Genomic DNA, 22,040 nt, shown 5'->3' with positions numbered 1-22,040 from the left:
TTTCATGCTCAAACGACCCCTGGCATTGGCCGCCGGCTTGATCCTGGCATGTTGCAACCTGCTGGCGCAGGCCGCCGATACGCTCAAGGTCAGCGCGATTCCCGATGAGGCGCCTACCGAACTGCTGCGCAAGTTCAAGCCGCTTGGCGCCTATCTTGAGCAGCAACTGGGCATGAAGGTCGAGTTCGTGCCCGTGAGCGACTATCCGGCCGTGGTCGAGGCGCTGGCCACCGACCGCATCGACCTGGCCTGGCTGGGCGGCTTCACCTTCGTTCAGGCTCGCCTGAAAACCGGCAACGCGATCCCGCTGGTACAGCGCGAACAGGACGCTCAATTCACCAGCAAATTCATCAGCGCCGACCCTGCCGTCAAGTCGCTGGCCGATCTGAAGGGCAAGACCTTTGCATTTGGCTCGGTGTCTTCGACTTCGGGCAGCCTCATGCCGCGTTATTTCATGCTTAAAGACGGCATCAAGCCGGAAACCTGGTTCAGTCGAGTGGGCTACTCCGGTGCCCATGACGCCACCGTCGCCTGGGTCCAGGCCGGCAAGGTCGACGCCGGTGTACTGAACGCCAGCGTATGGGAAAAACTGGTCGCCGCCGGCAAGGTCGACACCACCAAGGTCAAAGTGTTTGCCACCACCCCCGCCTACTTCGACTACAACTGGACGGTCCGCGGTAGCCTCGATCCGGCGCTGGCGGCGAAGATCAAGGCCGCCTTCCTGGCGCTCGATCCGGCCAAGCCCAAGGACAAGGAGATTCTGGACCTGCAGGCCGCCAGCCGATTCATCGAAACCAGCCCTGAAAACTACAAGGGCATCGAGGAAGCCGCACGCGCCGCCGACCTGCTCAAATGACGTTGCATCTGACCCGGGTCAGCCTCACCCACGCCAACGGCGTCCAGGCGCTGCGTGGCGTGGACTTGCACATCGGCGCCAGCGAGCAGGTCGCCATCATCGGCCCGTCCGGAGCGGGCAAGTCGAGCCTGCTCAACCTGCTGGCCACGGCCTTAAGACCGGGCAACGGTGAACTGCAAGTGCTCGGCGAGCGCGCCTGGCAGCTGTCTGCCCGGCAGCGTCAGCGTCTGCGCGCGCGCATCGGACTGATCCATCAAGCACCGCCCCTGCCGCCGCGCCAGCGCGTGGTCACCGCGGTCCTGGCCGGAAAGCTGGGGCAGTGGGGCCTGGGCAAGAGCCTGCTGAACCTGCTGCACCCGCTGGATATTCCGGGCGCACGCGCGGCCTTGGCCAGGCTGGACCTGGGCGACAAATTGTTCGCCCAATGCCAGCAACTGTCCGGCGGACAGCTGCAGCGCGTAGGCATCGCCCGGGTGTTGTATCAGGCGCCCGAGGTGTTGCTGGCCGATGAGCCGGTATCGGCCATGGACCCGGTGTTGGCCGAACATACGCTGTCAGTGCTGTGCCGCCATGCCCGGGAGCACAACGTCACCCTGGTCGCCAGCCTGCATGCGGTGGAGCTGGCCCTGGCGCACTTTTCACGAATCATCGGCCTGCGCGATGGACAGATCCTGTTTGACCTGCCGGCCGACGCCGTCGGCCGCGAGCTGCTCGACACCCTCTACGCCAACGAACAGCTGCAAGACTCGCCGGTTCCTGCGCCACCCTTGAGTGTGCAGATACCCCGATGCTGACGCGCGATACCCGAGACCCCGCCGCCCGCCCCCGTCTGCTGCTCACTCTGCTGGCCCTTGTCCTGCTGTGGCCGGGCATCCACTTCAGCGAGTTGGACCTGAGCGTACTGGTCGCCAGTGACAGTCAGAGCGAAATCGGCAAGTTCGTAGCAGCCTTCTGGCCGCCAGCCCATGGCGAGGAATTCATTGAACTGCTATTGCAAGCCACCCTGCAGACCCTGGCCATCGCCACGGCCGGCATGGCCCTGGCGTTGCTGTTGGCCGTTCCCGCCAGCCTGCTCGCCAGTCGGGCCCTGTCGCTGTCGGCTGCCTCCCGTGCCGGGCGACCGGGCGTCTGGGGTCGGCTGCTGCGCTGGCCCGTACGCGGTTTACTGATCTTCCTGCGCAGCGTGCCGGAAATCGTCTGGGCCCTGCTGTTCGTGCGCGCCGTCGGCCTCGGCCCGACGGCCGGCGTCCTGGCCATTGCCATTACCTACAGCGGCATGCTGGGCAAGGTCTACGCGGAGATTTTCGAGTCGGTCGACCAGCGTCCCGCCCACGCGCTGTTGCAAGCCGGCAGCGGTCGGCTCGCGGCCTTTTGCTACGGGATCCTGCCCAACGTCGCTGCGGAGCTGCTGTCGTACACGGTGTATCGCTGGGAATGCGCCATCCGCGCCTCGGTGGTGATGGGCTTCGTCGGTGCCGGCGGTCTCGGCCAGCAAATGGATCTGTCGTTGCGCATGTTCGCCGGCGGTGAAGTCGCCAGTCTGTTACTGACCTTCCTCGTCCTGGTGCTGCTCGCCGATCAACTCAGCCGCCTGCTGCGCTGGAGGCTGGCATGAATCGCCTGCTGAACCTGCTATTGGTGCTGTGCATCGGCGCAGCCATCGTCGCCTCGTTCATTTACCTGGGCATCGATCTCGGCGAACTCGGCGCCACCGGCAACCTGGACCGGATGGGCGCTTATGCGCTGCGTTTTCTCAGTCCGGACCTGAGCCCGGGGCACTTGCAAGCCATCGGCCACGGCGCCCTGGAAACCATTGCCATGTCCGCCCTGGGCACCCTGCTTGCGGCGGTACTCGGCCTGCTCCTGGCATTGCCCGCCGCCGGACGTTTTGGCTGGCCGCTGCAGAGTGCTTCACGGCTTGTGCTCAACGCTTTGCGCGCGGTTCCGGAGCTGGTGTGGGCGGCGCTGATGGTGCTTGCCGCCGGGCTCGGGCCCAATGCCGGCACCCTGGCATTGGCCCTGCATACCACCGGCGTGCTCGGCCGGCTGTTCGCCGAAGCGCTGGAAAACACCCCGCCGCAACCGGCCGAAGCCATCCGCCTGCAGGGCGGCAATGCCGTATCGGCGTTCTGTTATGGCACCCTGCCCAACCTGTTGCCACAGCTGCTGGCCTACATCCTGTACCGCTGGGAAAACAATATCCGTATGGCCAGTGTGCTCGGCTTCGTCGGCGCAGGCGGTTTGGGGCAAATGCTCTATGTCAGCCTCAGCCTGTTCCAGGAAGCTCAGGCCAGCACGGTCATCCTGGCCATGCTGTTACTGGTATTCGCCGTCGATGCATTAAGCAGCTGGAGCCGTCAACGCTGGGTCAAGGCCTGACCGCGAGTCCCGTCACCACGACCGCCTCAATCATCCTCATGCAACTTGATGCCCCGCGCATGCAGCAGATGAGGCACCAGCAGCACCAACAAGGTCAGCGCCAGGAGTGCGGCGGATATCGGTTGCGTCAGAAACACCATCCAGTCTCCCTCGCTGATGGACAAGGCGTTGCGCAATTGCTTTTCAGCCATCGGCCCCAGCAGCATGCCGACGATCACCGGGGCCACGGGGAAGTCGAAGCGACGCATCAAAACCCCGCCCCAACCGATCGCCAGCATCAGCAACAGATCGAAGGAAGAGTGGCGCATGCCGTACACGCCGATGGTGGCAAACACCAGGATGCCGGCGTTCAGGTACGGCCGGGGGATCTGCAACAGCTTCACCCAGAGGCCCACCAGCGGCAGGTTCAACACCAGCAGGATGACGTTGCCGATGTACAGCGAAGCCACCAAAGTCCAGACCAGGGCCCCCGAGGTCTCGAAGAGCATCGGTCCCGGTTGCAGGTTGTAGTTCTGGAACGCGGCCAAGAGTATCGCCGCGGTGGCGGAGGTGGGTATGCCGAGGGTCAGCAGCGGCACCAGAGAACCGGTCGCGCTCGCGTTGTTGGCCGCTTCGGGGCCGGCGACACCTTCGATGGCGCCCTCGCCTTTGCTGGCGGCAAATTCTTTCGGGTATTTGCTGAGTTTGCGTTCGGTCGAATAGGACAGGAAGGTCGGGATTTCAGCGCCACCGGCCGGGATCGAGCCGAAGGGGAAGCCGATCAGCGTTCCCCGCAGCCAGGCGGGGACCGAGCGCTTCCAGTCGGAGCGGGTCATCCACAACGAGGTCAACCGGTGTCGGCCGACGGCGGCTTCTTTTTGATAGAGCAGGCTGTACAAGGCCTCCCCCACGGCAAACAGGCCGACCGCCACGAGCACCACCTCGATGCCGTCCACTAGCTCGGGCACGCCCAAGGTGTAGCGGGCGATACCCGAAGTCGAGTCGAGGCCGATCAAGCCCACGGTGAGCCCGATCCCCAATGAAGCGAAGCCTCGCAGCATCGAAGCCCCCAGCACTGCGGACACGGTCGTGAACGACAGCACCAGGATAGCGAAGTACTCCGCAGGACCAAACTTGAGCGCGAGTTTGGCGACGATGGGGGCAAACAGGGTCAGCATGACCGTGGCGATGGTGCCCGCCACGAATGAGCCGATCGCCGCCGTCGCCAGGGCCGGTCCGGCCCGACCGTTGCGCGCCATGAGATTGCCTTCCAGGGCCGTGACCATGGAAGACGACTCACCCGGGGTATTGAGCAGGATGGACGTGGTCGAACCACCGAATTGCGCCCCGTAGTAGATGCCGGCAAACATGATCAAGGCCCCGGTGGGATCGACCTTGGCGGTGATCGGCAGCAGCAAGGCCACGGTCAGTGCCGGCCCGATTCCCGGCAGGACACCAATCGCGGTGCCCAACAAGCAACCGATAAAGCCCCACATCAAGTTGATCGGCGTCAGTGCCGAGGAAAACCCCATCGCCAGGCTTGCGAGAATGTCCACCGTATCGATCTCCTTCGGCCCGATTCAGATCCAGGCGTTGACAAGGGGCGGAAGGGAAACCCCTAGCCCGGCGTTGAACAGCCAGTAAATCGGCAGGGTCAGGGCCATGCCGATGGCGAGATCGCGCACCGGACGGCGGCTGCCAAACCCCCGTGCCGAACAGGCAAACAACAACGCGGCCGCCAATACGAAGCCAATGAGGTTGATCAGCAAGGCCACTCCCAGCAGCCCCGCCGTCACCCAGGCCGCACCGGCCATGCCGCCGGGTATGACGCCGGTGGCCTCATGGTTGTCGTCGGCCAGTTCGCGAAAGCCTCCGGTGACCGCTTGATAGCTCAGCAACAGGCCCACGGCGCCGAGAAATGCCGCCACGGCATAGGGATAGACGTGCGCCCCGAGGATGACGAAGCCCATTTCGGGGGGAAACCGATGCGCGCCGAACGCCAGCACGGCGCTGATGGCAATCACGCCGATGCCAATCGCCAGTTGCGTCGGTACTACCGTGCGAGGCTGAGTCATTTCGCAACCAGCCCGACTTCGACCAGCATCGCCCGCAGCCGCACGTGCTCTTCGTCGACGAATTTGCCAAACTCATCGCCGGTCAGGACGTTGGGTGACCATTTGTTGGTTTCGATATTTTCTTTCCAGACTGTGCTGTTGGTGGCGGCGACGACCGCGTCGGTCACTTCCTTGCGCTGCTCGGGCGTGAGGCCTGCTGCGCCGTAAACGCCACGCCAGTTGCCGATCGTCACGTCGTAGCCACTCTCCTTGAGCGTCGGCGCATCGATGCCGGCGACACGCTCGGGCGCGCCGATGGCGAGCACACGGAACTGGCCGTTTCTGATGTATTGACCGAGTTCGGCATAGCCGCCGGTGATCACCTTGATCTGGCCACCCAATGCCTGGGCAACGACTTCACCGCCACCGGCGAAGGCGACGTAGTTCACCTTGTTGACCGGGACCCCCATTTTGCCGGCCAGCTCGGCAATGCCGATGTGATCGATCGAGCCCTTGGAACCACCGCCCCAGGCGATACTGGTCGGCTTGTCTTTAAAGGCTTTGAGCAAGTCCTCCAGGGTCTTGAATTCGGACTCCTTGCGTACGGCGAGCACGTTGTATTCGGTAAACAACCGGGCAATCGGTGTCACGTCCTTCAAGCTGATTTGCGGCTTGTTCTGTTCAATGGCCGTGACCATGATCGCGCCGACGACCAGCAGCGCATTCGGGTCGCCTTTGGTGCTGTTGGCGAATTGCGCCAGCCCCAGGGTCCCCCCTGCCCCGCCCTTGTTCTCGAAGGTGGTGGATTTTGCCGCTTTGGCCTCGACCAGGGCCTTGCCCAGCACCCGTGCGGTCTGGTCATAACCACCGCCCACGGAGCCTGGGGCCATGAACTTGACCGTGTCCAGCGCAAAGGCCGGTGTCGCGAGCGCGACGGCGGTGATTCCTGCTGCAATGTAGCGATTGAATCGACGGAACAAAGCGGACATGAGTGGTCTCCCGATTGCATTGTTTTTATAGTTGCCGGTTGCACGTCGATCAGGGAGCCTTCCCTGTTCAATGCATCTTGGCCTGCGGATAAGCGTAGGCCATGCTCGGGACGATGGCCTGCAACGATGAGTCGCTTTGAAGAGGACGCTTTTTCAGATCATCGAAACTCGCTATGGTCTTTGGATGATTGAACCGGACCCGTTCACCAGGAAGGCGAATACATGGCCAACGCTCGTGCCGATGACCGCAGCAGTGCGTGGTCGGTGTTTCTGATTTTCTTGCGCCTAGGGCTGACCTCTTTCGGCGGCCCGATTGCGCACCTGGGTTACTTTCGCGATGAATTCGTCACGCGTCGGCGCTGGTTGAGCGAAGGCAGCTATGCGGATCTGGTGGCGCTCTGCCAATTCCTGCCGGGGCCGGCGAGCAGCCAGGTTGGCATCGCGCTGGGGATGTCCCGGGCCGGATACGGCGGCGCGCTGGCCGCCTGGGCCGGCTTCACGCTGCCTTCGGCCATTGCTCTGATCCTGTTCGCCCTGGGCATTGCCCATGACGGCACGGCAATCTCCCCCGGCGCACTGCACGGGCTCAAAGTGGTGGCCGTCGCAGTCGTCGCGCAAGCGGTATGGGGCATGGCACGAAACCTGTGCACTGACGTGCTGCGCGTTACGCTGATGGCGATTGCGGCCTGCGTCGCCCTGCTCGAACCGTCCGCCTGGGGGCAGGTCAGCGTGATTGCCGCCGCGGCGGCCGTTGCCGGCGTTTTGCTGGTAAAGCCCGGGCCGAGTACCGGGCACGATCCACTGCCGGTCACGATCAGCCGCCGGGCCGGAGCGATCTGGCTCGGGTTGTTCCTGGCATTGCTGGTCGGGCTGCCCTTGTTGAATCAACTGCTGGCAAATCAAAGCGTAGCGATGGTGGACGCCTTCTACCGGGCCGGATCGCTGGTATTCGGTGGCGGTCACGTCGTTCTGCCACTGCTGCAGGCCGAAGTGGTGCCCTCCGGTTGGGTCGGCAATGATGCCTTCCTCGCCGGGTATGGCGCCGCGCAGGCAGTACCGGGCCCCTTGTTCACCTTCGCCGCGTTCCTCGGCGCGTCGATGAACCAGGCCCCATCGGGCTGGTTCGGCGGCATGCTCTGCCTGCTGGCGATCTTCGCGCCGTCCTTTCTGTTGATTATCGGCGCCTTGCCTTTCTGGGAGCGACTGCGTCGCAGTGCGCGCACGCAGGCCGCGCTGGCCGGGGTGAACGCGGCGGTGGTCGGCCTGCTGCTGGCTGCGCTGTATCAGCCGGTCTGGACCAGTGCCATTTTCCAGGCGCAAGACTTCGCCCTGGCGCTGGTCGCCCTGGTGGCGTTGATGTTCTGGAAACTCCCGCCCTGGCTGGTGGTTATCGGCTGCGGGATCGCGGGCTGGCTATTGTAGGAGCCGGCTTGCCGGCGAAGGCGTCTGCAGGGGCGCTGCAAGGCTTGAGGCCGACTTCGCTGCGCTGCGGCGATCCGACAAGCCAGCTCCTACATGGATCACCGGCGTACCGCTGGGAACAATGCCGAGCTATTCTAAAAACCATCTGCGCTGCAACCCTCAACCAAATGCATCAGACCCAAGTTGATCAATGATCTGCAACAGGAGATTTGTCATGAAAGGCATGCTCGGCAGCATTGGGTTGTCACTCTTACTGGCTGCAACGGCGGCATACGCCCATCACGGCTGGAGTGAATACGACTCCAGCAAACCCCTGGAGCTCAACGGCACCATAGAAGAATCCGGCTACTCCCATCCTCACGGTTTCGTACGCCTCAAGACAGCGGACAAGACCTGGAACGTCGTGCTCGCACCGCCCTCGCGCATGGAGAATCGCGGCCTGTCCCGGGACATGCTGAGTGTGGGCAACCAGGCCACTGTGGTCGGCTATCAGAACCGCAATAAACCTGAGGAACTGCGCGCCGAACGCATCACGGTCGGCGACAAGACCACCGAGCTGCGCTGATGCAGACCATTGATGGCAGCGGCTGGCTGGACTGGTTGAATGACTCGCAGCTGGGGTCCGCCATGCGCGGCGACCTGTGGCTGTATCCGCTGGTCGAGGTGGTTCACATCATTGGTTTCACCGTGCTGGTCGGCTCTGTGGTGATGTTCGATCTACGGGTGCTCGGCCTGTCGAAAGATATTGCGGTGACGGCCCTGGCTCGCCACCTCCTGACCTGGTCGATTGCCGCCTTGCTGTTGATCGTGCCTGCCGGCCTGATGATGTTTTCAGCCCATCCCCATGATTTCGCCTCCAACGGCGTGTTTATCCTGAAGCTGTGCCTGATCGCTACCGCGGGCGTCAATGCAACCCTCTTCCACGTCGGTGTCTACCGCTCTGTCCAGCGATGGAACACCGCCGTGGCGGCGCCTGGAATCGCGAAAACCCAGGCGCTGTTTTCGATTGCGCTATGGGTCAGTGTGATCCTCTGCGGTCGACTGCTGGCGTACACCTGAGCCGCTCATACCTAAGGATGAGACGCTAATACCTGGATGTTCACCGGGACAACCTTCGCATAAGTGACGGGATTTTTGAGCCAATTAAAATGACGGCATCGAACGACAGGGCTGGAACAGACTGCATTTATGCCTGCCTGGTTGTTGCTTGAATCATCCCCTGAAGGAATAAGGTGAACATCATGAAAACCCCCAACCTGGCGTTAGGCATTGCGGTGTTCGCAGCCAGCGCTTTTATCTCGGCGATTGCACTGGCAGATGAGGCCGGCGCCGGATCTGCCAAAGGCGGCAGCGGAGCGGGCGGCGATCGGGATGCCGTTGCACCGCTGGTACAACAGGCTCCTGACAAACCCGCACCTGATCACGTCGCCGAAGGGGGCGCCGATCGACTCAAGGAAAGACAACTCGCCGCCGATGGCTCCGACCGCCTGATCGAGCGCCGCGTTGCCGGTTACAACCCGCTACGGGGTACTCGAGTGGCGGAAGGCGGTTCTGACCGACTGATCGAGAACCGCGTCGCCGACGGCGGCTATGGCTACGACTCCAGCTCCGAGGTCATGCCTTACTTCTGCCTGGCTTGCCGCTGACTGCGCAAGGGTTCGCGCCCCGAAGAAAAAGTTCCAGCCCCCCCGCTTCTGTGGCGAGGGGGCCTGGCGTTAATTCAGGGTTTTTTGTCCTGTCGGCTGACAAGCATTGCTTTTAGGATTTGTCACCGTTACCGGGTTGCCCTGTCGAGGAGTGCATGAGCGAATGAGAAGAAGCGCGCCAGTCCCTGGATCGGATCATCGCCAGTTCGTGCCGGGCCAGCGATGTGATCGGGCGGCTCAGGGCGCTGTCACGCCGGTGCGATCCGTTACGCCAGGCCGAGTCGCTCGATGACATCGTCATCGCGACGCTGAGCCTGGTGCAGCGCGAAATGGAGCAACACAAGATCATCCCCAAGGTCGATCTGAGCGGGCTCACGGCGCAGATCAGCGCCGATCGCGTGCAGCTGCAGCAAGTCATCATTAATTTGATCATCAACGCTTGCCAGGCGATGCAAGCAACGCCTGTGCAAGACCGCAGACTGCAGGTGCGCACGTGGGTGGAAAACAGCAAGGCGGTGCTGGAAGTGGCCGACCAGGGTCCGGGGATCGCGGCGGATGTCCTGCCCTCACTGTTCGATCCGTTCTTCACTACCAAGGAAAACGGCATGGGCATGGGCCTCGCCATCTGCCGTTCGGTCACCGACTTCATGAAGCACAACCGCCCCGACATCCCCAGTTGCCTGGTGCTCGACGTGCGGTTGCAAGGCACCAGCGGGCTGGACTTTCAGATGGACCTGGCGGCGGCCAACATCAACCTGCCGGTTGTATTCATGACCGGTCACGGCGACATCGCCATGACCGTGCGCGCCATGAAAGCCGGCGCGATCGACTTTTTATCCAAGCCCTTTCGCGAACAGGACTTGATCGACGCCGTGTCCGCCGCGCACGTCCGCGACAGGGCGCGCCGTGAAGCCCAACGCAGCACTGATGAGTTGCGTAGTCGTTACGCAACACTCACCGCACGGGAGAAAACCGTGATGGCACTGGCGGCGTCGGGGCTGATGAACAAGCAGATTGCCGGGCAGATAGGCTTGAGCGAGATAACGGTGAAAATCCATCGCGGCCAGGCCATGCGCAAAATGTGTGCGCGCTCCTTCGCCGATCTGGTTCGAATGGCCGAAGCACTCAGTAGCAGCCGTTCAATATAGAGGCGCTATACCCACGTATACTATGCGGAATTAACGGACAGCGTATCTTGCAAGAGTAGCGGGTGATTGATGGCAGCCCGCTATCATCCAGGGTATCAACATGTTCCGCACCGTTATTATTTCCATTGTTGACGACGATGAATCCGTTCGGCTCGCACTGGACAGTTTATTACGCTCCAATGGTTATACCGTCCGTACTTACGCGGGTGCCGAAGAGTTTCTCTGCTCCTCCGGCCCCGCAGCGACTCACTGCCTGATTTGCGACATACAAATGCCCGGCCTCTGCGGCATCCGGATGTATGAAGCCTTATCAGCGATGGGTCTGCGCATTCCGGTGATCTTCATCACCGGCAATCCTGGTCCACCACTGCACCTCAATACGCAAACACTGGTCCCCATCGCGTTTTTCCCCAAGCCGTTTCATTGCGGCGAGTTGATCGCCTGTATCGAAGCCTTCCTGGCACTGCGCTGATGATTTGCTTATCCAGATACACTTTATAACCACTGCTTTTTAATACTTTGGTATAGCCCACTAACACTTGAACATGCCTGCACCAACCCCAGGTAGAAGTGTCGCGACCTGTGTGCCTGAATATCATTTCCCCAGAGTGAAACAAACTTGAACGCGCCCGATGGGTCCTCACTCATCGTTCTCGATTTTGTCTTCTGGAGAAAACCATGACACAGCACATATTGATTGTTGGTGCAGGATTCGGTGGCGTTTGGAGTGCCTTGAGCGCGGCCCGTCTGTTGGACCAGCATGATCGCAATGACGTCCGGATCACCGTCCTGGCCCCCCAGGCGGAATTGAGAATCAGACCCCGGTTCTACGAGCCCGATGTTCATAAGATGATGGCGCCGCTGGCCGAGTTGTTCGACGCGGTGGGGGTGAAATTCGTACAAGGCTCGGCTGACGACATCGATGTGCAAAACAAACGGGTTGTCTACAGCGACGCGCTCGGCACCCGGGGCCAATTGAAGTATGACCGGCTGGTCCTGGCCGCCGGCAGTCGTCTCATTCGTCCTGCCCTTGAAGGCATGATCGAACACGCATTCGATGTCGATCAGATTGAAACGGCCACCCTCCTGGAAGCCCACATCAAATCGCTGAAGAACCAGCCTGCCAGTGCCGCCCGCAACACCGTCGTGGTGGCCGGTGGCGGCTTCACCGGTATCGAAACGGCCACCGAAATGCCGGCCCGCCTGCTTGCCGCGCTGGGTGACGACGCAGACATCAGGGTCATTGTCGTCGACCGCGGACCGCAAATCGCCGCATCCATGGGCGACGGTATTCGCCCCGCCATCGTCGAAGCCAGCGAGCACCTGGGGATCGAATGGGTACTCAATGCGACAGTCGCCTCGGTGGATGCCAGTGGCGTCACGCTCGCTGACGGTCAGCGTATCGAAGCCAGCACCGTGATCTGGACGGTCGGGTTTCGCGCCAGTCCGCTGACCGAGCAAGTCGCCGGAACCCGGGATCCTCAAGGGCGCTTGCATGTCGACGGTCACTTGAAGGTGCTGGGACAAACCGACATTTTCGCCACGGGCGACGTGGCCTATGCCGCCACCGACACGGTGGGCAATTTCGCGGCGATGTCCTGCCAGCACGCCATCTGCCTGGGCCGTTACGCCGGCAATAACGTGGCGGCCGACCTGCTCGGCGTGGCGCCGATGACCTACAGCCAGCCCAAGTACGTGACGTGCCTGGACCTCGGCGCCTGGGGCGCGGTGTTTACCGAAGGCTGGGATCGTCAGTTGAAACTGGTCAAGCAGGAAGCCAAGGAACTCAAGACCCAGATCAACACCGTATGGATCTACCCGCCGGCAGCCGACCGAGCGACGGCGCTGGCGGCGGCCGACCCGCTGATTCCAGTGGCATGAACCCGGCTCGCCCCTGCCTGAGTTGATCGAGCGCATCTCGACAACTTCCCGGGCAGCGGGCACGGGGTGATCCCACGCCCGGTTCCTTTCCCCGGCCAGCTCTATCTCCTTGCTGAGCCGGCACTTCCCAAACGCCCGCCACTCGTTTTTCTGGCGGGCGTTTTTTTTGCAGGGGTCACTCAGTATCAGGTATTGGTTTTCAGCTTGGTCCACAACCGGGTACTCAACCGTGCGATGGCCGCAGGCAGTTCCTCCACGGTAAACAACTTGTCCAGCACACCGCTCGGCGGGTAGATCGCCAGGTCCTGCTTCACGGCTGGAGCAACATACTGATCCGCCGCCAGGTTGGGGTTGGCGTAGTGCACGCTGTTGCTGATGTTGGCGATAACCTGCGGCGTCAGCAGGTAATTCATGTAGGCGTAGCCATTCTTCTCGTGCGGTGCACTCTTGGGCATGACCACCATGTCGAACCACAACGTCGATCCTTCGTCAGGAATCGAATAGGCGATGTCGATGCCGTTGTTGGCTTCCTTCGCGCTGGCCGCCGCCTGCACCACGTCACCATTGAAACCGATGACCGCGCAGACGTTACCGTTCGCCAGGTCGCTGATGTATTTGGAGGCGTGGAAATACTGCACGTAAGGCCTGATTTTCAGCAGCGCCTGTTCGGCTTTCTTATAATCCGCAGGTTCGTGGCTGTGGGGCGGCAGGCCCAGGTAATTGAGGGTGATCGGCAGGATCTGCGTGGGGTTATCGATAATCGCCACGCCGCACTGGCTCAGCTTCTTGATGTTGTTTTCATCAAAGAACAGATTCCAGGAGCGGGTGACTTCGGTGTTGCCGAAGATCGCCTTGATCTTCTCGACGTTGTAGCCGATACCCGCGGTGCCCCACATGTAGGGGTAGCCATACTGGTTGCCCGGATCATTGACCTCGAGTTTTTTCATCAGGGCCGGGTCAAGGTTTTTCCAGTTGGGCAACTGGCTTCTATCGAGCTTCTGTACCGCGCCGGCCTTGATCAATCGGGACAGGAAATGGTTCGAAGGGCTCACCACGTCATAGCCGGTGTTGCCGGTCATCAACTTCGATTCCAGCACTTCATTGCTGTCATGGATGTCGTAGGTAGCCTTGATTCCGGTTTCCCGGGTGAACGTGGTCAGGCTGTCGTCGGCGATATAGCCATTCCAGTTGGAAATGTTGACGACCTGATCGGCGTAGCTGGCGGCGGACATCGTGGTCAGCACGACCATCAGCGGAATATTGTTGATGCGCATGTTCAATCACCTGGTTGTTGATGAGCTTTTATTGTTTTCTGATTGCCGGGTTTTCTAGACTTCCGTTCGGGCCCTGACCGCCTCCACGCGCATTCGCAGCATGGCACCGATGTCGAGCAAGGGGCGCGGCGGCAGCCAGCCCGGCTGTGCCCTGTGCATGACCGACGTCAGGATCGGCGAGCTGGCACCCGATGCCAGCTCGGCGAGCAAACGTCCCCACAGGGTGCCGCGCGCGACGCCGGAACCGTTGCAGCCGGCCACGGCATAAACGCCTTCTTCGACCTTGGCAAAGTAAGGCTGGCCAGAGCGTGAGGCGCTCAAGTGCCCGGTCCAGGTGTATTGGATGTCCTGCTCGTTCAGCCACGGAAAACGGCGCTGCAAGCCGAGCACATGGTGTTTGCGACGCTGCAGCAGTTCACTGTCGGACAAGTCCCGGGAACGGTATTCCGCCGTGTTGCGGATCATCACCCGACGGTCCGGAGTCAGGCGCACCGTGGCCCCGAGGGGTCGGGTGGAAAGCACGCCCCACGGCGCGACCTTGCCCATGGCGCTGAACTCCTCGTCAGTGAGCGGCCGCGTGAGGCTGGCACTGAGTTCCATCGCAAAGGTGCCGCTGTCCGCGATCCCGGCGCGGGGGATGAACGCGTTCAGGCAGACGAGCACCTGCTTCGCTTCGATGCTCGCGTTTACAGCGTTGGCGCGCAGGCCACCGTTGCTCAAACGCTCCAGGCCCGTGATGTCGGTGTTCTCGTAGAGAGTGACGCTGTCCGGCAGCGTATCCAGCAGGCCCTTCACATACTTCGCCGGTTGCAGCAATGCGTTGCCGTTGCCGCACCAGATCGCGGCCTGGTAATGCCGGGTTCCGAGCTTGTCGCTCAGCGCATCACCCTCCAGGAACTGCGCGCTGGCGCCGACCGCGCGGAGTGTTTGCAGCTTGGCCTCGACATGGGTCAGTTTGCCCGGGTCGCTGACGGCGAAGTAATAACCCGAATCGCGAAAATCGCACTCGATGCCATGCCGGACTATGCGCTGGCGTACTTCCGCGCTGGCGACCCGCGAAATCTCGGTATCCACTGCAAAATCAGCAAAACCCCGGCGGCCGGTCAGCTCGTCATCGGTCGGGTGTTCATGGCCGACCACGAAGCCTGAATTGCGCGCCGAAGCCCCCTGCGCCGCGCGCTGCCGGTCGACCACCACGATGCGTGCCTGAGGATGCATCTCTGCCAGGGAATGAGCGGCGCACAGGCCGGTGATGCCGGCACCGATAACCAGCCAGTCGGCCTTTTGCGTGCCGTTCAGGCGAGCGCGGTCCGGAGAGTTTCCAGCTTGCGCAATCCAGCCACATTCATTTTCCATGCATCACCTCATTGGACCGTCGTTCTGCGAGCGTCTCTTTTGAAAGCACCACCTCATGCAACAATCGCATCAGTAGTTTGAGATGGCGGTAGCTAGAGCTATAATCTATAAGGCCTTGGGTAATACAACCAACGTTATAAAATCATCGAGCCATTCAGAAAACGCATGGATAAAATTCGCCACGTTCCTTCGCTCCAGGCCTTGCAGGCGCTGATCGAGGTCTCCGACACAGGCAGCTTCACCCAGGCGGCGCAAACGCTGTGCCTGACCCAAAGTGCAGTGAGTCGAAAAATCCAGCAGCTGGAGAGTCACTTCGGCTTACCCATGTTCGTGAGGAACAGCCGTAATGTCCGACTGACCCCGGAAGGCGAACAGGTGCTGGCCACTGCGCGCACTGTCCTGGCGCAACTGAAAACCCTCGAGGATCGGCTTACCCCGCAGAAACGTCCTTTCCGCATCCGCATGCATGTGTCGCTGGCGGTGCGCTGGTTGCTGCCGAAGTTGAGCGAGTTCTATCGAAGTCATCCGGACGTTTCGCTGTCGATCGAAACCGTGGCGACTGAAGTGGTGGAACCGGCAATCGATAGCGACGCCTACATCCTCTATCTGCCCGAACCCTCCAGCGACCTGGATTGCCTGACCCTGTTCGAAGAGGCCCTGGTGCCGGTGTGCGCTCCGGGCCTGGGCAGCGCGACCCGGCCGTTGCAGTCGGTGCTGGATCTGGTGGGTTTCCCGCTGTTGCATCGTTCGGCGGACAAGCATGACTGGGTGCAATGGCTGGCAGCCAACGGTGGCAAGTCGCTGGAGGATTACCGGCACATCCCGTTCAACCTCGACGAGCTGGCGCTCGATGCCGCGGCGCGGGGACTTGGGGTCGCGATGACTGACATGACCCTCGCCGGCGAGTCCATTGAACGTGGTGTACTGGTCATACCCTTCGGCCACCCGCTGAAGACCCGCGGGATCTATGCGTTGAACCTGCAACCTTCGGCGGCCTCGCATCCGGCGTGCTCGCTGATCATGCAATGGTTCGCCCTGCAGGCAGAACTGCCTACACCGTGCAAGGCATGATCCCTAGGTGCCGCGCCCCAGCCCTTCAGTCGCATTGGCAAAAGCACCGCCCGCCTCGCGCACCAGCCGACGCCACTCAGCGCCGTTGATGAGCCCTGTGCGTTCCATCTCATCGGCAGCCTTGAGCAACTCGTCGTATTGCTCCTCAGCGTCCATCCGGATCTCGGGCTCTTTGAGGAGCTGATACCAGGCGTCGAGGGCTTCCTGCTTGCGATCATCATTCATGGCCAAACTCCCGGTAGTGACGTCTTTTGGAAGTTTTTCATGGATGGCCGTTCATCGTTTCCGACGTACGGCATTGGGCTCATTTATCCCCCCGCCTGTGACAATCAGGGGCACAAGCTGCTCTTCATCCAACAGCGCCCGTGGTCGAGCTCACAGACCGGTGCGCGGATCGAAGAGCTGCCCGAAACCGCTGGTCGCCCACCGTAATCCCGGCGCGGATTCATTAGAAAATGGTCATTCAACTGTTGATCGGCTGTCCGGGTCCCCTGTTTTACCCGACTCACTGCCAGGCCACCCTCTGTCAGCCGATCACCCCATGAACAGAGGGAATCATCATGAAAATCCCAGCCCTCGGTTTGACCGCCCTCCTAGCCACTGCTCCGGCGTTCGCCGATACCCAGACCGACACACCGGTCATCCACGACAAGACCGGTTTCTTCGTCCACCTGGACGTTGCCAAAGAGCTGTCCAGCACCGACATCTCGCAAGCGTGCGGCATCGTCCCCGCACGCTTCACATACCTCGACCACCAGGGTCGGGAGCATGTACTGGATTACAGGGTGCATGGCCTGGGTTGCATCGATGATCATTGATCGGGCCACGGTACTTACGGATGGTCGGGCTGCACTGGTGCCATTGGCTGTCCAGAGGTCGAACCTGAAACCTCAACTAAAATGGCAAAAAACACCAGCCCCTTTGAGCAGTTCCGGCATAGGCGCAGAGCATGGCCGAATCTAGACTCACCCCGATAAAAATACTCAAGCTCAAGAGAACCCGGGGCTGATCAAGGAGAACCACCATGAACCCATCCGATATTTTTGTTATCAGCGCCGTGCGCTCGGCCATTGGCAGCTTTGGCGGCTCGCTCAAGGATGTACCACCCATCCAGCTGGCCACCGACGTTTGCCGCGCAGCCATCGAACGTTCGGGTCTGGCGCCCGAGCACATCGGTCACGCCGTGATGGGGCATGTGATCCCGACGGAAGCGCGCGATGCCTATATCTCCCGAGCCGTGGCGATGAATGCCGGGCTGCCGAAAGAGACGCCGGCGTTCAACGTCAACCGCCTCTGCGGTTCCGGTTTGCAGGCGATTGTCAGTGCCGCGCAGAGCCTGATGCTGGGGGATGCCGGGGCCGCGCTGGCCGGCGGCGTCGAGTCCATGAGCCGCGGCGCCTACCTGTTGCCGCAGGCACGCTGGGGCGCACGCATGGGCGATATGCAGGCCATCGACTACATGCTCGGCGTCCTGCAAGACCCCTTTGCCGGTTTCCACATGGGCATCACCGCGGAAAATATCGCCGAGCGTTACGGCATTACTCGCCAGGCCCAGGATGAACTGGCGCTGGTCAGCCAGCAACGGGCCGCCCGAGCCATTGCCGAAGGCCGATTTGTCGAGCAGATCGTGCCGATCGACGTGGCGACGCGCAAAGGCACGGTGTCCTTTGCCACTGACGAACATGTGCGCGCCGAGGTCAACGCCGAACAATTGGGCAAGATGAAACCGGCCTTCAAAAAAGACGGCAGCGTCACCGCCGGCAATGCCTCAGGCCTCAATGATGGCGCCGGTGCGCTGATCCTGGCGACCGGTGAAATGGTGCGTGCGCAAGGCCTCAAGCCGATGGTGCGACTGGTCGGGTACGCCCACGCCGGTGTCGAACCGGAACTGATGGGTCTGGGCCCGATTCCCGCCACGCGTCTGGTGCTCAAACGCGCCGGCCTGACCGTTGCCGACCTGGATGTCATCGAGTCGAACGAGGCCTTCGCCGCCCAGGCCTGTGCGGTGGCGCAAGAACTGGGCTTCGATCCAGAGAAGGTCAACCCCAACGGTTCGGGGATTTCCCTGGGCCATCCGGTGGGCGCCACCGGTGCGATTATCGCCACCAAGGCCATTCATGAGCTGCTCCGTGTTCAGGGGCGTTATGCCCTGGCGACCATGTGCATTGGCGGCGGCCAGGGCATCGCCGTGTTGTTCGAACGCGTCTGACGGCCCTCCCCTGCATGACTCTCCTGTCCCCGTTCTGCGGGGGCAGGGTTGAGCGCGTTCGACAAAACCCTTCGAATATTGGCGTGATGACCTAACCTCATAGGCTGAGTGACTATCAATAGAGTCGAACACGCCTATGTGCCCTGCATTGAAAGCCATGATCTTCGTCGCTTTCACGCTTTTCGGGTCCAGTCCCGGAATGCTGTCGGCAGCGGACCCGCCAGACGCTTCGGCACCCCGGCCGGGCGCTGCCATCCTTGCCGTTTCCCAGAGCGACCTCCAGGCGTTGCAACTTCGCCTGGACATCCTCAAACAGCAGATCTCGCTGGTCGACAACTACAATCAGCTGGAAGGCCCGCAGGATCTGGTTCAGGCATTTATCCTCGATGTCGATCGCCTGTCGGCCTCATTGCTTCCCCTGCAAACTCAACTGCGTGCTCAACTCGGCGTGCTGGGACCTGTCCCGCTCGACGATGTCGCAACGGAGCAATCCGATATCACTGCGCAAAGGGCATCGCTCACCGAGCAAAAAAACAAAGTCGACGCCACTTTGAAAACCCTGGCAGCGCTCAAGGAGAGTGCCACCGACCTCATCACCCAGATTGGAGGCATTCGGCGCAACCTGCTGGAAAGCGAACTGACCCTGAGCACCCGCAGCATTCTCAACCCGGGTTTCTGGTCACCGCTATTAAACCTGTCGCCGGACGATCGGCAGCGCTTGAGCTCGTTCGTCGACCAGGCTCGAGATGTGATCAAGGCCGCCTGGCAACCCGGTCAGCGCGTCTTCACGACCGCACTGCTGGTGCTGGCACTGATCATCTGGACCCTGGGCCGCAGGCTCGCCGAACGGGGGCTGACATGGTTGTGCATCCACCGCATGCCCGAGGGCCGCCTGCGCCGAAGCTCACTCGCCCTGGCTTCGGTGCTGGCCACGGTGTTGACCGCCGGCATTTCCCTGCAATTGCTGTTTTTTGCGTGCACGCGCGAAAGTCCGCTGACGCCGACGCTGACGACGTTTTCCCAGGAGTTCGAAAAGGTCGTATATGCCTGCGTGCTGATTACCGCTCTGAGCCGCGCCATGTTGTCCACCCAACATCCCTCCTGGCGGCTGCCCGCGATTGCCGATCAGGTAGCGCTGTCGCTGAAGCCGTTTGCACGGCTGATGGCCGGCAACCTGCTGGTTCTGATGACGATGGTCCAGGTGGCCAATGCAACCGGCATGAGCAGTGAGGTGGTGATCGCCGGTCGCGGCGTCATCGCGCTGACGGTCTCGGCCATTGTCATTGTTTTGTTGTGGCGCACGGGCAAAGTCCGAAGATCCGTGGTGGCGAGCGGCGAAGCCCCCGAAGCGGGCACGACCTTCGCCGGTCTGCTCTACGCCATCAGCGGCCTGGCAATTTTTATCACCCTGGTATCGTTGCTGATTGGTTACATATCCCTGGCAAGATTCATCACCTTCGAACTGGTCTGGGGATTTATGATCCTTTCCGGCTTTTACCTGCTGATGCAGCTGGCGAAGGACGCCTGCGAATACCTGTTTTCAGCCCGGAGCCCGAGCGGCAAGGCGCTGAAACAGTTGCTGGGCATTGAAGACCGTCGCCTGGAGCAGGTCTCGATCATTTTTTCGGGCGTCAGCCGGGCCGGGCTGCTGCTGTTGGCGGTCGTCACTTTGTTTGTCGGGGGTATCGGAACGACCCTCGGGCAACTGTCCACCAACGTCTTTGCCATCCTTGGCGGCGGTGGCCTGCGTAAACTGAATATCATCCCGGGGCACTTGCTCAATGCGGTGCTGGCCCTGCTGATTGGCATCTATCTGATTCGATCGCTGGGCCACTGGCTGGATAAGGAGTTCCTGCCGAAAACCGAAATGGATCCGGGTATGCGCGCTTCGCTCACCACGCTGTTCGCCAACATTGGCTATGCGCTGGTCATTCTGCTGACGCTGTCGTCATTGGGCGTGCAATGGACCAATCTGGCGTGGATCGTCAGCGCCTTGTCAGTGGGCATCGGCTTTGGCTTGCAGGAGATCGTCAAGAACTTCGTCTCCGGCCTGATCCTGCTGACCGAGCGTCCGGTCAAGGTGGGCGACCTGATCAGTATCAGCGGGGTCGAAGGTGACATCCGCCGGATCAACGTGCGGGCCACCGAAATCCAGCTCAGTGACCGCTCGATCGTCATCGTCCCGAACTCGCAGCTGATTTCCCAGAACCTGCGCAACGTGACCCTGGGCGGCAGCGCACAAGGGGTGGCGACACTCGAACTGACCTTCCCGCTGGACATCGACCCCGAGCAGGTGAAAAACCTGCTGTACGACACCTACTGCGAACACGAGACCATTCTCGACAAACCGGCCCCGGTGGTGCGGTTCAGCAAACTGACGCCCGAAGGCATCACCTTGACCATCACCGGTTATGTCGCCAGCCCGAGAATTGTCAGCACCACCAAAAGTGACCTGCTGTTCGAGATCCTAAAACGCCTGGGTGCCGCCGGAATTGAATTGGCGAAACCGGCACCCGCGGTGTGAGCGGGTGCTCGGCATGATGGATGGTCACTTCGGTTGCGCCACGGTGCGCAGGTACGGTTTCACCGTCTTGAAGCCTTCCGGATATTTCTTGCGCGCGTCCTCGTCGGAGACCGAGGTGGGGATGATCACGTCATCCCCCGGACGCCAGTTCACCGGGGTGGCGACTGTGTGCTTGGCGTTCAACTGCAGGGAATCGAGCAGGCGCAGCACTTCATCGAAGTTGCGCCCGGCACTCATCGGGTAGATCAGCATCGCCTTGACCTTCTTGTCCGGGCCGATGATGAACACCGAACGCACGGTGGCGTTATCCACGGCGGTCCGTGCGCCGCCACTGGCATTGGGGTGAATCATGTCGTAGAGCTTGGCCACCACCAGGTTCTCATCGCCGATCATGGGGTAGTTGACCGCATGGCCCTGGGTTTCTTCGATGTCTTTGGCCCAGCTCTGATGGTTGCTGACGGGGTCGACGCTGAGGCCGACGATTTTGGTGTTGCGCTTGTCGAACTCAGGCTTGAGTCCGGCCATGTAACCGAGCTCGGTGGTGCAGACCGGGGTGAAGTCCTTCGGATGCGAGAACAGGATGGCCCATTTATCGCCAATCCATTCGTGGAAGTTCAGCGTGCCTTCGGTGCTCTCGACGGAAAAATCCGGTGCCTCGTCGCCTATACGAATTGCCATGCTCGTTCTCCTGTTGTGTTGGTATGGAAACACTCAGGCGTTCCAGTATAGGAGACCTTGAACACTTCGCTTTGCTGCCTGCTGAAGTGTTGGTGATAGCGGTGATGCTGTTCCTTCAAGCAGTCAGTGAGTCCCTCGCCACAATGAGTGGGTGTGCCATTTCCCGCCATCGAGGCCTGAACTCACGGGTGCCTTTGCCGCCTGCTATTTACGCGCCACTTTGTAGCGGACGCAGTCATCGTAAAAACTCTGCCTGATTGCCGCTGGCTTGAGCCGCGATTGACTGTCGTAGGTCTGTTCGGTAATGCCCATGGCCATCATGCGCATCCATGGCTTGCTGAACCTGTACGTTTGCAACTTCTGCCGTGCGGCATATAACGACACGCCCGACAGTTTGAGTTCCTGGGCTTTGGCCGCCGTTCCAGCGCCCCAGCTGCACAGATACTGGTCATTTGCCACCAACTCCCTGGCCTGGACGCAGGCGGCACCACTCGCCAGGCCGCACGACATGAGCGCGATCAATACATTCCGCATTTGCATTCGATCCTAACTATCTGAAAATAAATTGATTTTG

The 22,040-nt window shown here is 61.3% G+C and carries 23 protein-coding genes; 15 read left to right on the top strand and 8 right to left on the bottom strand.

All coding sequences use genetic code 11. The annotated features are described in order from the left end of the window. The first annotated feature begins 4 nt into the window (after positions 1-4). From ACA041_RS12575 to phnE, 4 genes are read left to right on the top strand one after another with little or no spacing between them, the layout of a single operon-like run. Positions 5-856: a putative selenate ABC transporter substrate-binding protein gene (locus ACA041_RS12575; protein WP_497441395.1), complete on the top strand. Its 852-nt coding sequence runs from the start codon at positions 5-7 to the stop codon at positions 854-856. Continuing rightward, positions 853-1,650, top strand: a complete 798-nt coding sequence (locus tag ACA041_RS12570; protein WP_497441394.1) for a phosphonate ABC transporter ATP-binding protein — start codon at positions 853-855, stop codon at positions 1,648-1,650. Before ACA041_RS12575 ends, ACA041_RS12570 begins: the two co-directional genes overlap by 4 nt. Next, positions 1,644-2,471 (top strand): PhnE/PtxC family ABC transporter permease, encoded by an 828-nt coding sequence (locus tag ACA041_RS12565; RefSeq protein WP_497441393.1) that lies wholly within the window; start codon positions 1,644-1,646, stop codon positions 2,469-2,471. The genes ACA041_RS12570 and ACA041_RS12565 overlap by 7 nt, the downstream gene beginning before the upstream one ends. After that, complete coding sequence (gene phnE, locus ACA041_RS12560; RefSeq protein WP_497441392.1) at positions 2,468-3,235, top strand: phosphonate ABC transporter, permease protein PhnE; 768 nt, start codon at positions 2,468-2,470, stop codon at positions 3,233-3,235. The genes ACA041_RS12565 and phnE overlap by 4 nt, the downstream gene beginning before the upstream one ends. Positions 3,236-3,261: 26 nt before the next feature. On the opposite strand, the gene ACA041_RS12555 is transcribed toward phnE, so the two are convergent. Genes ACA041_RS12555 through ACA041_RS12545 form a run of 3 tightly spaced genes read right to left on the bottom strand, consistent with a single transcriptional unit; the run spans position 3,262 to position 6,257 of the window. After that, positions 3,262-4,770: a tripartite tricarboxylate transporter permease gene (locus tag ACA041_RS12555; RefSeq protein ID WP_497441391.1), complete on the bottom strand. Its 1,509-nt coding sequence runs from the start codon at positions 4,768-4,770 to the stop codon at positions 3,262-3,264. Positions 4,771-4,794: 24 nt separating this feature from the next. After that, entirely contained in the window at positions 4,795-5,289 is a 495-nt protein-coding gene (locus ACA041_RS12550; protein WP_497441390.1) for a tripartite tricarboxylate transporter TctB family protein, read from the bottom strand. After that, the gene (locus tag ACA041_RS12545; RefSeq protein ID WP_497441389.1) at positions 5,286-6,257 is read right to left on the bottom strand and encodes a Bug family tripartite tricarboxylate transporter substrate binding protein; all 972 of its coding nucleotides are present in this window, start codon (positions 6,255-6,257) and stop codon (positions 5,286-5,288) included. Before ACA041_RS12545 ends, ACA041_RS12550 begins: the two co-directional genes overlap by 4 nt. Before the next feature lie 222 nt (positions 6,258-6,479). Between ACA041_RS12545 and chrA the strand changes: the two genes are divergently transcribed. The 7 genes from chrA to ACA041_RS12510 all read left to right on the top strand — a co-directional run bounded on the left by chrA (position 6,480) and on the right by ACA041_RS12510 (position 12,354). Further along, positions 6,480-7,679, top strand: coding sequence for a chromate efflux transporter (chrA, locus tag ACA041_RS12540; RefSeq protein ID WP_497441388.1), 1,200 nt, complete (start codon positions 6,480-6,482; stop codon positions 7,677-7,679). A gap of 214 nt (positions 7,680-7,893) precedes the next feature. Next, positions 7,894-8,244, top strand: a complete 351-nt coding sequence (locus tag ACA041_RS12535; RefSeq protein ID WP_497441387.1) for a DUF6152 family protein — start codon at positions 7,894-7,896, stop codon at positions 8,242-8,244. Further along, complete coding sequence (locus ACA041_RS12530) at positions 8,244-8,738, top strand: DUF6644 family protein (protein WP_497441386.1); 495 nt, start codon at positions 8,244-8,246, stop codon at positions 8,736-8,738. The genes ACA041_RS12535 and ACA041_RS12530 overlap by 1 nt, the downstream gene beginning before the upstream one ends. 182 nt (positions 8,739-8,920) lie before the next feature. Next, positions 8,921-9,325, top strand: a complete 405-nt coding sequence (locus ACA041_RS12525) for a hypothetical protein (protein ID WP_497441385.1) — start codon at positions 8,921-8,923, stop codon at positions 9,323-9,325. 329 nt (positions 9,326-9,654) lie between these two features. Next, positions 9,655-10,473, top strand: coding sequence for a LuxR C-terminal-related transcriptional regulator (locus ACA041_RS12520; protein WP_497442062.1), 819 nt, complete (start codon positions 9,655-9,657; stop codon positions 10,471-10,473). Between the two features lie 100 nt (positions 10,474-10,573). After that, the gene (locus tag ACA041_RS12515; protein WP_497441384.1) at positions 10,574-10,945 is read left to right on the top strand and encodes a response regulator transcription factor; all 372 of its coding nucleotides are present in this window, start codon (positions 10,574-10,576) and stop codon (positions 10,943-10,945) included. Positions 10,946-11,151: 206 nt separating this feature from the next. Further along, positions 11,152-12,354, top strand: a complete 1,203-nt coding sequence (locus ACA041_RS12510) for an NAD(P)/FAD-dependent oxidoreductase (RefSeq protein WP_497441383.1) — start codon at positions 11,152-11,154, stop codon at positions 12,352-12,354. A gap of 185 nt (positions 12,355-12,539) precedes the next feature. Here ACA041_RS12510 and ACA041_RS12505 read toward each other — a convergent pair whose 3' ends face one another. Both ACA041_RS12505 and ACA041_RS12500 read right to left on the bottom strand, forming a co-directional pair. Then, positions 12,540-13,628 carry a polyamine ABC transporter substrate-binding protein gene (locus tag ACA041_RS12505; RefSeq protein WP_497441382.1) on the bottom strand — a complete coding sequence of 363 codons (1,089 nt, stop codon included), beginning with the start codon at positions 13,626-13,628 and terminating at the stop codon, positions 12,540-12,542. A gap of 54 nt (positions 13,629-13,682) precedes the next feature. Next, positions 13,683-14,984, bottom strand: coding sequence for an NAD(P)/FAD-dependent oxidoreductase (locus ACA041_RS12500; protein WP_497441381.1), 1,302 nt, complete (start codon positions 14,982-14,984; stop codon positions 13,683-13,685). Positions 14,985-15,149: 165 nt separating this feature from the next. On the opposite strand from ACA041_RS12500, the gene ACA041_RS12495 reads away from it, so the two are divergent. Beyond that, complete coding sequence (locus tag ACA041_RS12495; RefSeq protein ID WP_497441380.1) at positions 15,150-16,055, top strand: LysR substrate-binding domain-containing protein; 906 nt, start codon at positions 15,150-15,152, stop codon at positions 16,053-16,055. A 3-nt stretch (positions 16,056-16,058) separates the two neighbouring features. On the opposite strand, the gene ACA041_RS12490 is transcribed toward ACA041_RS12495, so the two are convergent. Then, a complete protein-coding gene (locus ACA041_RS12490; protein ID WP_497441379.1) occupies positions 16,059-16,280 on the bottom strand; it encodes a hypothetical protein in 222 nt (73 codons plus the stop codon). A 335-nt stretch (positions 16,281-16,615) separates the two neighbouring features. Here ACA041_RS12490 and ACA041_RS12485 point away from each other — a divergent pair, with 335 nt between their 5' ends. The 3 genes from ACA041_RS12485 (at position 16,616) to ACA041_RS12475 (ending at position 20,788) form a co-directional block, all read left to right on the top strand. Continuing rightward, the gene (locus ACA041_RS12485; RefSeq protein WP_497441378.1) at positions 16,616-16,873 is read left to right on the top strand and encodes a DUF2790 domain-containing protein; all 258 of its coding nucleotides are present in this window, start codon (positions 16,616-16,618) and stop codon (positions 16,871-16,873) included. 206 nt (positions 16,874-17,079) lie between these two features. Then, entirely contained in the window at positions 17,080-18,264 is a 1,185-nt protein-coding gene (locus ACA041_RS12480; protein WP_497441377.1) for an acetyl-CoA C-acyltransferase family protein, read from the top strand. A 136-nt stretch (positions 18,265-18,400) separates the two neighbouring features. Next, complete coding sequence (locus ACA041_RS12475; protein ID WP_497441376.1) at positions 18,401-20,788, top strand: DUF3772 domain-containing protein; 2,388 nt, start codon at positions 18,401-18,403, stop codon at positions 20,786-20,788. Between the two features lie 24 nt (positions 20,789-20,812). On the opposite strand, the gene ACA041_RS12470 is transcribed toward ACA041_RS12475, so the two are convergent. Together ACA041_RS12470 and ACA041_RS12465 are read right to left on the bottom strand one after the other, a co-directional pair. Further along, complete coding sequence (locus ACA041_RS12470; RefSeq protein ID WP_497441375.1) at positions 20,813-21,466, bottom strand: peroxiredoxin; 654 nt, start codon at positions 21,464-21,466, stop codon at positions 20,813-20,815. Positions 21,467-21,670: 204 nt separating this feature from the next. Further along, the gene (locus ACA041_RS12465) at positions 21,671-22,006 is read right to left on the bottom strand and encodes a hypothetical protein (RefSeq protein ID WP_497441374.1); all 336 of its coding nucleotides are present in this window, start codon (positions 22,004-22,006) and stop codon (positions 21,671-21,673) included. Positions 22,007-22,040: the final 34 nt, after the last annotated feature.

The organism is Pseudomonas sp. LBUM1676 (assembly GCF_059695605.1).
This window is presented reverse-complemented; position numbering and strand designations above follow the sequence as displayed.

Coding starts and splice junctions, on each gene's coding strand:
- ACA041_RS12500 (WP_497441381.1), bottom strand. CDS start 14,984: ATGGAAAATGAATGTGGCTGGATTGCGCAAGCTGGAAACTCTCCGGAC.
- ACA041_RS12485 (WP_497441378.1), top strand. CDS start 16,616: ATGAAAATCCCAGCCCTCGGTTTGACCGCCCTCCTAGCCACTGCTCCG.
- ACA041_RS12510 (WP_497441383.1), top strand. CDS start 11,152: ATGACACAGCACATATTGATTGTTGGTGCAGGATTCGGTGGCGTTTGG.
- ACA041_RS12475 (WP_497441376.1), top strand. CDS start 18,401: ATGTGCCCTGCATTGAAAGCCATGATCTTCGTCGCTTTCACGCTTTTC.
- ACA041_RS12565 (WP_497441393.1), top strand. CDS start 1,644: ATGCTGACGCGCGATACCCGAGACCCCGCCGCCCGCCCCCGTCTGCTG.
- ACA041_RS12520 (WP_497442062.1), top strand. CDS start 9,655: ATGGAGCAACACAAGATCATCCCCAAGGTCGATCTGAGCGGGCTCACG.
- ACA041_RS12495 (WP_497441380.1), top strand. CDS start 15,150: ATGGATAAAATTCGCCACGTTCCTTCGCTCCAGGCCTTGCAGGCGCTG.
- ACA041_RS12550 (WP_497441390.1), bottom strand. CDS start 5,289: ATGACTCAGCCTCGCACGGTAGTACCGACGCAACTGGCGATTGGCATC.
- ACA041_RS12465 (WP_497441374.1), bottom strand. CDS start 22,006: ATGCAAATGCGGAATGTATTGATCGCGCTCATGTCGTGCGGCCTGGCG.
- ACA041_RS12505 (WP_497441382.1), bottom strand. CDS start 13,628: ATGCGCATCAACAATATTCCGCTGATGGTCGTGCTGACCACGATGTCC.
- ACA041_RS12480 (WP_497441377.1), top strand. CDS start 17,080: ATGAACCCATCCGATATTTTTGTTATCAGCGCCGTGCGCTCGGCCATT.
- ACA041_RS12470 (WP_497441375.1), bottom strand. CDS start 21,466: ATGGCAATTCGTATAGGCGACGAGGCACCGGATTTTTCCGTCGAGAGC.
- ACA041_RS12525 (WP_497441385.1), top strand. CDS start 8,921: ATGAAAACCCCCAACCTGGCGTTAGGCATTGCGGTGTTCGCAGCCAGC.
- phnE (WP_497441392.1), top strand. CDS start 2,468: ATGAATCGCCTGCTGAACCTGCTATTGGTGCTGTGCATCGGCGCAGCC.
- ACA041_RS12545 (WP_497441389.1), bottom strand. CDS start 6,257: ATGTCCGCTTTGTTCCGTCGATTCAATCGCTACATTGCAGCAGGAATC.
- chrA (WP_497441388.1), top strand. CDS start 6,480: ATGGCCAACGCTCGTGCCGATGACCGCAGCAGTGCGTGGTCGGTGTTT.
- ACA041_RS12535 (WP_497441387.1), top strand. CDS start 7,894: ATGAAAGGCATGCTCGGCAGCATTGGGTTGTCACTCTTACTGGCTGCA.
- ACA041_RS12490 (WP_497441379.1), bottom strand. CDS start 16,280: ATGAATGATGATCGCAAGCAGGAAGCCCTCGACGCCTGGTATCAGCTC.
- ACA041_RS12570 (WP_497441394.1), top strand. CDS start 853: ATGACGTTGCATCTGACCCGGGTCAGCCTCACCCACGCCAACGGCGTC.
- ACA041_RS12575 (WP_497441395.1), top strand. CDS start 5: ATGCTCAAACGACCCCTGGCATTGGCCGCCGGCTTGATCCTGGCATGT.
- ACA041_RS12515 (WP_497441384.1), top strand. CDS start 10,574: ATGTTCCGCACCGTTATTATTTCCATTGTTGACGACGATGAATCCGTT.
- ACA041_RS12530 (WP_497441386.1), top strand. CDS start 8,244: ATGCAGACCATTGATGGCAGCGGCTGGCTGGACTGGTTGAATGACTCG.